This window comes from Streptomyces sp. NPDC058534, assembly GCF_042717365.1.
Lineage (GTDB): Bacteria > Actinomycetota > Actinomycetes > Streptomycetales > Streptomycetaceae > Streptomyces.
Genome location: NZ_JBHXNW010000001.1, coordinates 1 through 12,634, shown reverse-complemented (window position 1 = coordinate 12,634; position 12,634 = coordinate 1). Strand labels below are relative to the sequence as shown.

The 12,634-nt window shown below is 70.0% G+C and carries 11 protein-coding genes, 2 tRNA genes and 1 pseudogene; 5 read left to right on the top strand and 9 right to left on the bottom strand.

Features of this window, described 5'->3' with window-relative positions; translation table 11 throughout:
• Positions 1–110: 110 nt before the first annotated feature.
• From ACFWR9_RS00070 to ACFWR9_RS00055, 4 genes are all read right to left on the bottom strand, one after another.
• Positions 111–791: an ATP-dependent Clp protease proteolytic subunit gene (locus ACFWR9_RS00070; RefSeq protein WP_122620117.1), complete on the bottom strand. Its 681-nt coding sequence runs from the start codon at positions 789–791 to the stop codon at positions 111–113.
• A gap of 50 nt (positions 792–841) precedes the next feature.
• The gene (locus ACFWR9_RS00065; protein WP_383833527.1) at positions 842–1,447 is read right to left on the bottom strand and encodes an ATP-dependent Clp protease proteolytic subunit; all 606 of its coding nucleotides are present in this window, start codon (positions 1,445–1,447) and stop codon (positions 842–844) included.
• 353 nt (positions 1,448–1,800) lie between these two features.
• The gene (gene tig, locus ACFWR9_RS00060) at positions 1,801–3,207 is read right to left on the bottom strand and encodes a trigger factor (protein WP_383833012.1); all 1,407 of its coding nucleotides are present in this window, start codon (positions 3,205–3,207) and stop codon (positions 1,801–1,803) included.
• A 202-nt stretch (positions 3,208–3,409) separates the two neighbouring features.
• Positions 3,410–3,486 (bottom strand) — tRNA-Pro (locus tag ACFWR9_RS00055).
• A 163-nt stretch (positions 3,487–3,649) separates the two neighbouring features.
• Between ACFWR9_RS00055 and ACFWR9_RS00050 the strand changes: the two genes are divergently transcribed.
• Both ACFWR9_RS00050 and ACFWR9_RS00045 read left to right on the top strand, forming a co-directional pair.
• Positions 3,650–3,723: transfer RNA gene (locus ACFWR9_RS00050), tRNA-Gly, on the top strand.
• Positions 3,724–3,832: 109 nt separating this feature from the next.
• A pseudogene (locus tag ACFWR9_RS00045) lies at positions 3,833–4,027 on the top strand (hypothetical protein); the annotation flags it as partial.
• A 118-nt stretch (positions 4,028–4,145) separates the two neighbouring features.
• On the opposite strand, the gene ACFWR9_RS00040 reads toward ACFWR9_RS00045, so the two are convergent.
• Positions 4,146–4,340, bottom strand: coding sequence for a hypothetical protein (locus ACFWR9_RS00040; RefSeq protein WP_383833009.1), 195 nt, complete (start codon positions 4,338–4,340; stop codon positions 4,146–4,148).
• A gap of 675 nt (positions 4,341–5,015) precedes the next feature.
• On the opposite strand from ACFWR9_RS00040, the gene ACFWR9_RS00035 reads away from it, so the two are divergent.
• Positions 5,016–6,194, top strand: a complete 1,179-nt coding sequence (locus ACFWR9_RS00035; RefSeq protein WP_383833006.1) for an acyltransferase family protein — start codon at positions 5,016–5,018, stop codon at positions 6,192–6,194.
• On the opposite strand, the gene ACFWR9_RS00030 is transcribed toward ACFWR9_RS00035, so the two are convergent.
• A complete protein-coding gene (locus tag ACFWR9_RS00030) occupies positions 6,191–6,715 on the bottom strand; it encodes an HD domain-containing protein (protein WP_383833524.1) in 525 nt (174 codons plus the stop codon). The two genes, ACFWR9_RS00035 and ACFWR9_RS00030, sit on opposite strands and share 4 nt — an antisense overlap.
• A gap of 22 nt (positions 6,716–6,737) precedes the next feature.
• Complete coding sequence (locus tag ACFWR9_RS00025; protein ID WP_383833003.1) at positions 6,738–7,928, bottom strand: PP2C family protein-serine/threonine phosphatase; 1,191 nt, start codon at positions 7,926–7,928, stop codon at positions 6,738–6,740.
• Positions 7,929–8,091: 163 nt separating this feature from the next.
• Between ACFWR9_RS00025 and ACFWR9_RS00020 the strand changes: the two genes are divergently transcribed.
• Entirely contained in the window at positions 8,092–9,354 is a 1,263-nt protein-coding gene (locus ACFWR9_RS00020) for a GNAT family N-acetyltransferase (RefSeq protein ID WP_383833000.1), read from the top strand.
• Between the two features lie 10 nt (positions 9,355–9,364).
• On the opposite strand, the gene ACFWR9_RS00015 is transcribed toward ACFWR9_RS00020, so the two are convergent.
• Both ACFWR9_RS00015 and ACFWR9_RS00010 read right to left on the bottom strand, forming a co-directional pair.
• The gene (locus ACFWR9_RS00015; protein ID WP_383832997.1) at positions 9,365–10,183 is read right to left on the bottom strand and encodes an Fpg/Nei family DNA glycosylase; all 819 of its coding nucleotides are present in this window, start codon (positions 10,181–10,183) and stop codon (positions 9,365–9,367) included.
• Positions 10,184–10,447: 264 nt separating this feature from the next.
• Entirely contained in the window at positions 10,448–10,933 is a 486-nt protein-coding gene (locus tag ACFWR9_RS00010) for a ribose-5-phosphate isomerase (RefSeq protein ID WP_383832995.1), read from the bottom strand.
• Between the two features lie 207 nt (positions 10,934–11,140).
• On the opposite strand from ACFWR9_RS00010, the gene ACFWR9_RS00005 reads away from it, so the two are divergent.
• Positions 11,141–12,598, top strand: coding sequence for an amino acid permease (locus tag ACFWR9_RS00005; RefSeq protein WP_383832992.1), 1,458 nt, complete (start codon positions 11,141–11,143; stop codon positions 12,596–12,598).
• Positions 12,599–12,634 lie beyond the last annotated feature (36 nt).

Below are 12,634 nucleotides of genomic sequence, written 5' to 3'. Positions count from 1 at the left end.
TCCGACGGTACCTTGCCGGGCCCCCCGTCCGGGCCCCCCTTGGCACGGTTCGCTTTGACGTGAATCGCGTCAAACCGTGCCAAGGAGCGGCAGACGATACAGCCTCCCGCCTAGCGGAGAGAGGAGTTGTCCATCTTCCGGGTGGTGATGATCTGGTCGATCAGGCCGTAGCTCAGCGCGTCCTCGGCCGTGAGGATCTTGTCGCGCTCGATGTCCTCGCGGATCTTCTCGACCGGCGTGGTGGAGTGCTTGGCCAGCATCTCCTCCAGCTGCGAGCGCATCCGGAGGATTTCGTTGGCGGCGATCTCCAGGTCGGAGACCTGACCGCGGCCGGTCTCGCTGTACGGCTGGTGGATCAGCACACGGGCGTTCGGGAGCGCCATGCGCTTGCCCGGGGTGCCGGCGGCCAACAGGACGGCGGCGGCGGAGGCGGCCTGGCCCATGCAGACCGTCTGGATGTCCGGCTTCACGTACTGCATCGTGTCGTAGATGGCCGTGAGCGCCGTGAAGGAGCCGCCGGGGCTGTTGATGTAGACCGAGATGTCCCGGTCGGGGTCCATCGACTCCAGGCACAGCAGCTGCGCCATGACGTCGTTGGCGGAGGCGTCGTCGATCTGGACGCCGAGGAAGATCACGCGCTCCTCGAAGAGCTTCGCGTACGGGTCGTACTCACGCACGCCCTGCGAGGTGCGCTCGACGAAGCGCGGGATCACGTAGCGGGACTCGGCGGACGGGCCGGTGTACTCGGCACGCGAGCGGTCGTACAGGCCGCTGCCGGGGAAGTCGTTCACAGTGTCTCCTGTAAAGGGGCTGAGGCGGTCGGCTCGGGGCGGGGGATGGCTCAGGCGCCCGTGCCGCCACCGCCCGGCATGCCGGCGGCCGTGGTGATCACGTCGTCGACGAGGCCGTACTGCTTGGCCTCGAAGGCGTCGAACCAGCGGTCGCGGTCCGAGTCGCGGGTGATCTGCTCGATCGTCTGACCGGTGTGCTGCGAGGTCAGCTCGGCCATGCGCTTCTTGGTGTGCAGCAGCCGCTCGGCGTGGATCTTGATGTCCGAGGCCGAACCGGCGAGGCCGGCGGACGGCTGGTGGATCAGGATCTCGGCGTTCGGGAGCGCGAAGCGCTTGCCCGGGGTGCCCGCGCTGAGCAGGAACTGCCCCATGGAGGCCGCGAGGCCCATCGCGATCGTCACCACGTCGTTCTTGATGTACTGCATGGTGTCGTAGATCGCCATGCCGGCCGTGATCGAACCGCCCGGGCTGTTGATGTACAGGAAGATGTCCTTGTCCGGGTCGGCGGCAAGGAGCAGCAGCTGTGCGGTGATCTTGTTGGCGATGTCGTCGTCGACCGGCTGGCCGAGGAAGATGATCCGCTCGCCGAGCAGCCGGTTGTAGACCTGGTCGCCGAGGCCGCCACCGATCGAGGGCTCGCCGGCGGCTGAGGGCATCAGATTCGTCACGTATCCACCTGCTCGTCTTACGACGGCGCCGGGCCGTCTCACGTTTCCCTGCGGGGCTGGAGCCGCTTTCGGGGACTCCCCTGCCCTCGTATTCATGGACCCTAACGCGGTGGGCCTGCGGCGCCATCCCGGTTCCTGCGGTGTTCGCCGGGGGCGTAGCGCCGTGACGGTGCCTGGCCGTCGCCGGGTGCGGGTCCGTGGGTGGCTGGTCGCGCCCGCGCGGCGGAGGCGCACATCGATACAGCCCCGCGCCCCTGACTGCGCTGCCCAGCCGTAATGCGAAAAGGCCCCGGCACTGAGCGTCGGGGCCCTTTCCACATCCGTCGGAGACGGCGCGAGGGTCAGCCCTCGGTCTTCTCCTCGGTCTTCTCCTCGGCCTTCTCGTCACCCGACTCGGTGGACTCGGCGGCGGCCTCCGTGGCCTCCGTCTCCTCGTCCTCGTCGTCCAGGTCGACGATCTCGCCGTTGGTGTCCTTGACCGTGGCCTTCTCGACCACGGCGGCCAGGGCCTTGCCGCGGGCGACCTCGCCGACGAGGAGCGGGACCTGGCCCTGCTCGACGACGGCCTGGGCGAACTGGTCGGGGGACATGCCGGAGGAGGAGGCGCGGCGCATGAGGTGCTCGGTCAGCTCTTCCTGGCTGACGTTGAGCTTCTCCTGCTTGACCAGCTCGTCGAGGACGAACTGGGTCTTGATGCCCTTGACCGCGGCCTCGCGGGTCTCGGTCTCGAACTCCTCGGCGGTCTTGCCCTGAAGCTCCAGGTACTTCTCCAGGTCGAGACCCATCTGGCCGAGCTGGTGGTGCTCGAGGTTGTGCTTACGGGTGTTGACCTCGTCCTCGAGGAGCTTCTCGGGGACGGGGACCTCGACCAGTTCGAGCAGCTTGTCCAGCACGCGCTCCTGGGCTTGCGTGGCCTGGTCGTACTGCTTCATGTTGGCGAGGCGCTTGCGGCTGTCGGCGCGAACCTCCTCCAGCGTGTCGAACTCCGACGCGAGCTGCGCGAAGTCGTCGTCCAGCTCGGGCAGCTCACGCGCGGCGACCTGGCTGACCTTGACGGTCACCCGGGCCTCCTTGCCGGCCGCCGAGCCGCCCTTGAGCTCGGAGGTGAAGGTGGTCTCGCCACCGGCCTCCAGGCCCGTCACGGCGTCGTCGATGCCTTCCAGCAGCTCGCCGGAGCCGATCGTGTAGGAGACGCCGTCGGCGACGCCGTCCTCCAGGACCTCGCCGTCGACCTCGGCCCGCAGGTCGAGGGTGACCACGTCGCCCTCGGCGGCGGCGCGCTCGACCGGGGAGGTGGAGGCGAAGCGCTCACGCAGCTGCTCCACCGACTTCTCGATGTCCTCGTCGGAGACGTCGACGGCGTCGACCTCCACCTCGATGCCGGAGTAGTCCGGGATCTCGACGGTCGGACGGATGTCGACCTCGGCGGTGAAGTTCAGCGTCTCGCCGTCCTTCAGCTCCGTGATGTCGACCTCGGGCTGGCCGAGCGGGTTCAGCTCGGCCTCGTTGACCGCGTCGGTGTAGAACTTGGGAAGCGCGTCGTTGACCGCCTCCTCCAGCACCGCACCGCGGCCGAACCGCTGGTCGATGACCCGGGCCGGGATCTTGCCCTTGCGGAAGCCCTTCACCGTGACCTGCTGGTTGATCTTCTTGTACGCCGCGTCGAGGCTGTCCTTGAGCTCCTCGAAGGGCACCTCGACAGTGAGCCGAACCCGGGTCGGGTTGAGGGTCTCCACGGCGCTCTTCACGGTTCGGTCTCCTTGGTGGCTGACTTCTTGGGTTCTGCCGGAACCAGAGGGCGTCCGGCAAGTTTCGCCGCCCGGAGACTTCAGACGCTGAGACACACGGGCGTGCAGCTTGCATAGTAACGGCAGCGACTACACGGCCCAAAAGGCGATCACCCGTGCCCGTCCGGAAGGATCGGTGGAACTCGACGGTGATCGGCCGAGGTGGTCGGGGTGGCGGGATTTGAACCCACGGCCTTCCGCTCCCAAAGCGGACGCGCTACCAAGCTGCGCCACACCCCGTCTGGTGCGACACGTAGGGTACATGCCGTCGGGCGCCGGGTACCGCAGAGTTTCCGGTGCGTCCGGCCCGGCCAGGCGCGGACCGGAAGGGGTGTGCGGTGAGGGGGAACGACCCGCTACGATGCCTTCAGTGCCGCGGTCACCGACCTGCGGCGCGTGCTGTGCGGGCGTAGCTCAATGGTAGAGCCCTAGTCTTCCAAACTAGCTACGCGGGTTCGATTCCCGTCGCCCGCTCCATACGGCTCAGGGCCAGGTCGGAGGATCATTCCTCCACCTGGCCCTGATCGCTTTCCGGGGTCCCGACCGGACTCGGCGGACGGAACGGACGGTGAGAGCCCTGGACGGCATGTCGAACGCGGGTGCCGCCGGCGCGCACCGGCGGAACGGTGGCTTGGGGCCTCGTACGTCCCTCCTGGTGTCGCTGGTGCTCGCGCTGCTGCTGGGCGCGCTGTCGGCGCTGGTGATGCTTCCGGCGGCCCAGCACCTGCGCTCTCTCCAGGACGGCGAGCGGGCGCGTGCGACCTTGCATACGAGCGGCGCGGGCGCCCTGTTCTTCCTGGTGATCTCGGTCGTCGCGGCCGTGTTCGTGGCGCGGCAGCGGCAGCCCTCCTGACCTTCCCCGGCGCGCCCCTGCCAGGTCGGGCCCGGAGGCGGTCTCCCTAGAACTGGATCGAGTTGATCGTGTCCGCTATCGAGTCCAGGAACCGCTGGATGTCGTCGGCCATGCCCGTCGAGGCGAGGAAGAAGCCGAAGAGGACCGCGATGATCGCCGGCCCCGCCTTGATGGAACCTCCCCGCAGCAGCACCACCAGGATGATCGCCAACAGCAGCACCACTGACAGCGAAATGGCCACAACTGATCACACCCTCGGTCGGTCACGCTCTCCCGGCCCGGAGGTGCCGCACCGCACACCCCCGCCAGAACCATCGTGCCACCAACCGGGCCCCGCTATGCGGCGGGTGACACATCGTCCGGCCGGCTCCCGGGTGACTCGGTGCCCCCACGGGCGGGCCCACCCAACGATCGCACCCCGTACAGCAATTCGACAGATCACCCGTACGGGGAATTCCCCCCAGTTCGTTTCCATGCCCACACATCGCGTTCGCAGATATTTCGAATTGTCGTGGCGGCCACAGTGCCGGGCACATCACAGGGAGATCACAGGATCACCCGCGGGCCCCGTAAGCGCATTGAAGGGGACATTCCAGCGGAGTCGCCCGCCGGTCTTATGCGGTGCTTAGTCATGACGAGTCATGACAAGTGGGATGCCCCGGCGGGCCCCGACGTGCCCTGCCTACGTAGGGCCTACCCGGTGATGTGGGGGCCGTCACGCGAACGGAGCCATCGAGTTCCGTGAAATGCGGGGCAGCCGACAGACACGCGGGAGTCGAATAACAGGAATGACGTCGAGGGTTTTACGGAATCACACGGAGAACGCTAGGGTGCCTCAGATGTTCTACGCTGCCCCGTCCCCCACCAGAGCAGCGAGGTCCTGTGACGACTCGCCGAGTTTCCGGCGGGGGGTTGCATGACTGGCTCGCTGCGATCGCACGGTGACCGGAAAACGCCGTCCCCTCCGGACCGGCAGACCCAGCGCCCCCAGCCGGGCCCCCGGCGTGACGCGTTCTTCGACAACGCCAAGTACCTGGCGATCGTGCTGGTCGGCATCGGGCACGCCTGGGGACAGATCCTGGACGGGAACCGGACCGTGGAGACCCTCTACCGGGTCCTGTACACGTTCCACATGCCGGCGTTCATCGTCATCTCCGGCTACTTCTCGCGCAGTTTCGACCTGAGCCCCAAGCGCGTCAAGCGGCTGATCACCGGTGTCGTCGTCCCGTATCTCGTGTTCGAGGTCGCGTACACGCTGCACCGCCGCTTCAGCGAGGACCCGCAGAGCGACTTCAGCCTGCTGGACCCCACCTACCTCCTGTGGTTCCTGTGCGCGCTGTTCGTCTGGCGGCTGACCACGCCGATCTGGCAGACGGTCCGCTGGCCGCTGCCGATCGCGCTCGCCATCGCCGCGCTGGCGTCCGTGACGCCCAACGTCGGGAACGACCTGAACATGCAGCGGGTGCTGCAGTTCCTGCCGTGCTTCGTGCTGGGTCTCGTGCTGCGCCCCGAGCACTTCCAGCTGGTGCGCCGCCGTTCGGTGCGGATCATGGCCGTGCCGGTCGTCGCGGCGGCCGTGGCCATCGCCTGGTGGTCGGTGCCGCGCATGGAGACCGGCTGGTTCTACCGCAACGCCGCCATGCAGGGCACGGGCGCTCCCTGGTGGTCCGGGCCCATCGTGACCCTCGCGCTGTTCGGCTGCTCGGTCGTGCTGACCGCCTGCTTCTTCGCCTGGGTGCCGGGCCGCCGCATGTGGTTCACGGCGCTCGGCACGGGCACGATCTACGGCTACCTGCTGCACGGCTTCCTGGTGAAGGAGGGCAGCTACACGGACTGGTTCCAGCAGCCCCTGCTGGACCAGCCGCTCGGCGAGATCGGACTCACCGTCCTCGGCGCCACCGTCGTCACCCTGTTCTGCACCAAGCCGGTCCAGCGGGCCCTGCGGTTCGTCGTGGAGCCGAAGATGGACTGGGCGTTCAAACGCGACCCGGGTGCGGCCGCCCGTGGACGCAGGGAGCAGGAGAAGAAGACCGAGCCGGCCGACGCGCGCGAGGCGACCGCGCCGAGCAGGGCCGGCGAGAAGGTCTCCGTCTAGCGACGGGTCGGGCGGCCCGTTCCGTCCCCGCCCCAGGCACCCGGTTCGACCAGGCCGAGGAGTGCGCGCATCCGCGTGTACTTCTCGGTCAGCCGCGTGCGGGTGGCCTCGTCGAGGACCGCGAGGCGCGCCGGGTCGGCGTTGTGCGCCAGGTCCGCCGCCTTGACGAGGGCCGCGCCGGGCGTCGCGAGAATCCGTGCCGCGTACGCCTCGGGCGCCTCGCCCGGCCGCCTGGTGAGGGCGAGGACGATGTCCTTGGTACGGCGGCTCAGCGCGGCCTCGCGCAGCCATCGCTCGGAGAGCGCGTCGTCCTCGACGGCGTCGTGCAGCCAGGCCGCCGCGATCTGCTCGTCGTCCCCGCCGCGCCGCCGCACGCCCTCGGCGACGGCCCGCAGGTGTTCGGCGTACGGCCGGCCCGCCTTGTCGGTCTGTCCGGCGTGGGCGGCCCGGGCGGTGGCCTCGACCTCGGCCGGGGAGAGCCGCGGAGTGGGCTGGGGCGGGGGTGGTGTGGGTGAAGAGATGTGGGACACGGGACCCACTGTGTCAGTCGGCGGCCGGCGGCGCGGACTGGGCCACCAGGCCCTCCCGGCTGATCAGCAGGAGCGCCCGGTCGTCGTTGACGTCCTTGGCCACCGCCTCGATCAGATGCCAGGCGGCGCCGTGGAAGCCGCCCGCGACATAGCGGTCGGCCTCGCCGGTGAGCCGGTCGATGCCCTCGGAGATGTCGCGGTCGGAGGTCTCCACCAGGCCGTCAGTGAACAGCATCAGCACGTCTCCGGGACGCAGCGAGCCCTTCACCTGGTCGAACTGCGCCCCGTCGTACACGCCAAGCAGCGGTCCGTCGGCCGACTTCTCCTCCCAGCGGCCGGTGCCGGCGCTGAGCTGGAGGCCCGGCGGATGTCCTGCGGAGTACAGCTCGTAGTCGCCGGAGTCGAGGTCCAGGACCAGGTGGATGGAGGTGGCGAAGCCCTCGTCCCAGTCCTGGCGCAGCAGATAGCCGTTGGCGGCCGGCAGGAAGGCGTGCGGGGGCAGGCTGCCCAGCAGTCCGCCGAACGCGCCCGACAGCAGCAGGGCGCGCGAGGCCGCGTCCATGCCCTTGCCGGAGACGTCGGTGAGGACCACCTCCAGCGTCCGGCCGCCGTTGGTGCGGGCGGCGACGACGAAGTCGCCGGAGAAGGACTGGCCGCCGGCCGGGCGCAGCGCCATCTCGCGGTGCCAGCCGGTCGGCAGCTGGGGCAGCTTGCTCTGGACGCGGATGCGTTCGCGCAGGTCGAAGAGCATGGTGCCGCCGCGCCGCCAGGGCACGCCGACCCGGCTGCGGAACTGGGCGACGAGCAGCCCGAAGAAACCGCAGGCCGCGACGACCAGGACCACGCCGGGGGTGACCCGGGAGGGGCCCTCGGTGTAGGGGCCGAGCTGCACCGACTCCACGATCAGCGCCGTGGCGGCCGCCGCGTACAGGCCGAGCAGGCTTGCCGGGCGCAGCAGCAGACCGCCCGCGACGATCGGCAGGACCAGTGCGGAGGGGGCGCACCAGACGGAGTTCATCATCGTGGTGGCCGCGATGACGGGGATCATGAGCAGCAGTCCGGCGAGCGCGATCCAGTCCGAGCCGTCGCCACGGAAGTAGTCGACGGCGGACCGGCGCACGCCGACGCGGGCCCGGTGCCACTGCTTCTTCCACCGGGCCGGGAACGTCTCGGCGGCCGCGCGCCGCTGTCGTCCTGCTGTCATTAGTTCGGGACCCTATCCATCGGACCGGCCGCTTGGCACGGGAGGTCCCACTTGTCCCCCGTCCGAGGCCCGACTTCGCAGTGAACTTCACGAACGGCCTTCGCACCGCAACCCCGCGGAAATTCCCTCGCTCCGCTCCGTCCCGCCCTGGTACGCATGCTGCATGGGACGCTCCACGGGCAACGACGGCGACGACATGGCGACCGGGCCGCGGGTACTGCGGCGCGACGAATGGGACATCTGGTACGGATCGCTGATCCGTGCCTTCGGCGGGATCCCGGAATCCGCCGAGGAGACGGCGATGTACCGGGAGCTGACGCGGGTCGAGCGCTCGATCGGTGTGTGGGAGGGCGACGCGTGCGTCGGTACGGCGGGGGCGTTCGACTTCCGGCTGACCGTGCCGGGCGGTGCGGCGGTGGCCGCGGCCGGCGTGACGATGGTGAGCGTCGCCGCCACGCACCGGCGGCGGGGCGTGCTGACGTCGATGATGCGACGGCAGTTGGACGACGTACGGTCCTGGGGCGAGCCGCTGGCCGTACTGACCGCCTCCGAACCGGCGATCTACGGCCGGTTCGGGTACGGCGCGGCGACCTTCCAGGTCAACGCGGAGATCGACACGGACCGGGTCCGGCTGTCGGTGCCGCCGGGCACGGATGACGTACGGCTCGCGTACGCGGCGCCCGCCGACGTGCTCGACGCGTGCGAGGCGGTGTACGCCCGGCAGGTGCCGGGGCGGCCCGGGATGCTGGCCCGGCTGCCGGGCTGGGACCGGCTGGCGCTGCTCGATCCGGAGAAGGACCGGGAGGGTGCCTCGCCCCTGCAGTGCGTGGTAGCCCGGCGGGACGGCGAGGTCACCGGGTACGCGCGGTTCCGGGTGCGGCCGGACTGGGAGCCGGCGGGGCCCAAGGGGACGGTGGTGCTGGACGACCTGGCGGGGCTGGACGCGGCGACCGAGGCGGCGCTGTGGCGCTTCCTGTTCGACATCGACCTGACCTCGACGCTGGCGGCGCGGGGGCGGCCGGTCGACGAGGCGTGGCAGTACCAGGTGTCGGACATCCGGCGGTGCCGGCCGACGCTGCGGGACGCGCTGTACGTGCGGCTGGTGGACGTGGGTGCAGCGCTGGCGGCGCGGACCTACCAGGCGCCGGTGGACGTGGTGTTCGAGGTCGAGGACGCCTTCTGTCCCTGGAACGCGGGGCGTTGGCGGCTGAGCGGCGACGGCAAGGGCGCGTCCTGCGAGCGTACGTCCGAAGCGGCGGATCTCGCCCTGTCCGTACGGGAGTTGGGGGCGGCCTACCTCGGTGGGGTGAGCCTGGCCTCGCTGGCCGCGGCCGGGCGGGTGCGGGAGGTGCGGTCCGGGGCGCTGACGGAGGCGTCGGTCGGGTTCGGGTCGGCCGTCGTGCCGTGGCTGCCGTACGGGTTCTGAGGGCGGGGCCCTACCGCTTCTGGCAGGTGGGGCACCAGAAGAGGTTGCGGGCGGCGAGGTCCGCGGTGCGGATCGCGTCGCCGCAGAGATGGCAGGAGAGGCTGGCCCGGCGGTAGACGTAGACCTCGCCGCCGTGGTCGTCGACGCGGGGCGGGCGGCCCATGGCCTCGGGGGTGTGCTCGGGCCGGACGGTGTCGATGCGGTTGTTCCGGACGCCCTCGCGCATGAGGGCGGTGAGGTCGTGCCAGATGGTGTCCCACTCGGCGGGGGTGATGGCCCTGCCGGGACGGTACGGGTCGATGCCGTGGCGGAAGAGGACCTCGGCGCGGTAGACGTTCCCGACGCCGGCGATGACCTTCTGGTCCATGAGCAGGGCGGCGATGGTGGTGCGGCTGCGGGAGACTCGGCGGTAGGCGGCGGTCGGGTCGGCGTCCGGGCGCAGGGGGTCGGGGCCGAGGCGGTCGTGTATCGCCCGTTTCTCCGGGTCGGTGATCAGGGCGCAGGTGGTGGGGCCGCGGAGGTCGACGTACGCGGTGTCGTTCGCGAGGCGGAGGCGGACGGTGTCCGTGGGCGGGGGCGCGGGGATCACGCCGAAGGTGACCTTGCCGAAGAGGCCGAGGTGGATGTGGACCCAGTCGGCGGGCTCGGCGGCACCGAAGCCGAGGAAGAGGTGCTTGCCGTGGGCCTCGGTACGGGCGAGGGGGGTGCCGGTGAGGAGGGCGGCGGAGTCGGCGAACTTGCCCTGGGGGCTGGTGACGTGGACTGCCGTCCGGGCGAAGGCGGCGGCGTAGTCCTGGGCCAGCCGGTGGATGGTGTGCCCCTCTGGCACGGTGTCCTTTCCTTTCCTTTCCTTGCCTTGGCCCACCTGCCCACCCGACTCGGTCGGTCGAGAGGCGGGACTCACCCCGGGGCTCCGCCCCGGCCCCCGGCGGGGACTCCGTCCCCTGCACCCCTGGAGCACCTGCCCGGGCCCCACGTTCCAGCGCCCCGGCGCACGTTCCAGCGCCCCGGAGCCGCGCGTCATCTTGACCCCGGGCCGTGCCCGCCCCGACGCACACACGCCGGGGAAAGGCACCGCCGGAGGCGCCCCGCGCTACTGCTGCGGGTGGTGCGCCGGGACCGGCGGGAGGTCGCCCGTGGTCTCGTAGGACGAGAGCATGTCGATGCGGCGGATGTGGCGCTCGTCGCCGGAGAACGGGGTGGCGAGGAAGGTCTCGACGAACTTCGTCGCCTCGTCCCGCGTGTGCATGCGGGCGCCGACCGCGACGACGTTGGCGTCGTTGTGCTGGCGGCCGAGGGCGGCCGTCTCCTCGCTCCAGGCCAGCGCCGCGCGCACGCCCTTCACCTTGTTCGCGGCGATCTGCTCGCCGTTGCCGGAGCCGCCGATCACGATGCCGAGGGCGCCGGGCTCGGCGGCCGTCCGCTCGGCGGCGCGGAGGCAGAAGGGCGGGTAGTCGTCCTGGGCGTCGTAGATGTGCGGGCCGCAGTCGACGGGGTCGTGGCCCGCCGCCTTGAGCCATTCGACGAGGTGGTTCTTGAATTCGAAGCCCGCATGGTCCGAGCCGAGATACACGCGCATGCGACGAGTGTGACATGCGCCCTAGGGGAGGAGCCTGTCGGGTGTCAGCCTTGAAATCGCCGAGTGAAACTATGGAACCTCAGGCAAAGCTCAAGTAACGATCCGGATTCAGAGGTTCCCCAATCCGTTCACCTCCGTTTCACTGGTCCGGCTCGTACACCGCTCGTACGGGAAAGTGCACGACCGGCGCAAAGGAAAACCTCCCCCATGACTTCGCAGCCGACCTTGACCAAGCCCGAGGACGGGCCCGCGGGGCCCGGAGAACCCGGGCCCGGGCTTCAGGCAGGGCTCAAGAACCGCCACCTGTCGATGATCGCCATCGGCGGTGTCATCGGAGCCGGACTCTTCGTCGGCTCCAGCTCGGGAATCGCCACCGCGGGTCCCGGCATCCTGCTCTCCTACGCCCTCGTCGGCACGCTCGTGGTGCTGGTGATGCGGATGCTCGGGGAGATGTCCGCCGCCAACCCCACCTCCGGCTCCTTCTCCGCGCACGCCGACCGGGCGATCGGCCCCTGGGCCGGGTTCACCATCGGCTGGCTCTACTGGTTCTTCTGGGTCGTCGTCCTGGCCGTGGAGGCGACCGCCGGGGCCGTGATCCTCGAAGGCTGGATACCGGCCGTGCCCCAGTGGGGCTGGGCCCTGATCGTGATGGTCATCCTGACCGCCACCAACCTCGTCTCCGTCGGCTCCTACGGCGAGTTCGAGTTCTGGTTCGCGGGGATCAAGGTCGTCGCCATCGCCGCGTTCATCGTCGTCGGCGGGCTGGCCGTCTTCGGCCTGCTGCCCGGCGCCGACAGCGACCAGGCGGGGCTGGCCAACCTGACGGAGCACGGCGGGTTCCTGCCGAACGGGGCGGGAGCGATCCTGACCGGCGTACTGCTCGTCGTCTTCTCCTTCATGGGCAGCGAGATCCCCACGCTGGCCGCCGGTGAGTCCGAGGACCCGCAGCGCGCCGTCACCAAGGCGACCAACAGCATCATCTGGCGTATCGGCGTCTTCTACCTGGGCTCCATCTTCGTCGTGGTCGCGCTGCTGCCGTGGGACTCGCAGTCGATCATCGACAAGGGCTCGTACGTGGCCGCCCTGGACTCGCTCGGCATCGCGAACGCCGGTCAGATCATGAACTTCATCGTGCTGACCTCGGTGCTCTCCTGCCTGAACTCCGGGCTCTACACCGCCTCCCGCATGGCCTTCTCGCTCGGCCGACGCGGTGACGCACCGAAGCCGTTCGCCCGGACGACCTCGCAGGGCGTGCCGCGGACGGCGATCCTCGTGTCCGTGGTGTTCGGATTCGTCGCCGTCTTCTTCAATTACGAGTTCCCGGACTCCGTCTTCCTCTTCCTCGTCAACTCCTCGGGCGCCGTGGCCCTCTTCGTCTGGCTGGTGATCTGCCTCTCACAGCTGCGGATGCGGAAGATCATCGAGGCGGAGGCGCCGGAGAAGCTGGTGGTGCGGATGTGGCTGTTCCCCTACCTCACCTGGGTGGCCGCCGCCGTCATCGTCTTCGTGCTCGGCTACATGCTCACCGACACGGAGAACAGCGGGCGCACGACCGTGCTGCTGTCGCTGCTCGTCGCGGCGCTCGTCATCGCCGTCGCCCTCGTCAAGCAGCGGATCACCGGGCGGAAGGACGTCGCCGACAAGGCCGTCGCCGAGAAGGGCTGACCGCCGCCCGAACCCGGGACACGAAAGAGGCTCGCC

Bases quoted from the DNA above. Each gene is read 5' to 3' on its own strand.
- ACFWR9_RS00010 (WP_383832995.1), bottom strand. From the start codon at position 10,933: ATGCGCGTGTATCTCGGCTCGGACCATGCGGGCTTCGAATTCAAGAAC.
- ACFWR9_RS00025 (WP_383833003.1), bottom strand. From the start codon at position 7,928: ATGACAGCAGGACGACAGCGGCGCGCGGCCGCCGAGACGTTCCCGGCC.
- ACFWR9_RS00005 (WP_383832992.1), top strand. From the start codon at position 11,141: ATGACTTCGCAGCCGACCTTGACCAAGCCCGAGGACGGGCCCGCGGGG.
- ACFWR9_RS00035 (WP_383833006.1), top strand. From the start codon at position 5,016: ATGACTGGCTCGCTGCGATCGCACGGTGACCGGAAAACGCCGTCCCCT.
- ACFWR9_RS00065 (WP_383833527.1), bottom strand. From the start codon at position 1,447: ATGCCCTCAGCCGCCGGCGAGCCCTCGATCGGTGGCGGCCTCGGCGAC.
- ACFWR9_RS00020 (WP_383833000.1), top strand. From the start codon at position 8,092: ATGGGACGCTCCACGGGCAACGACGGCGACGACATGGCGACCGGGCCG.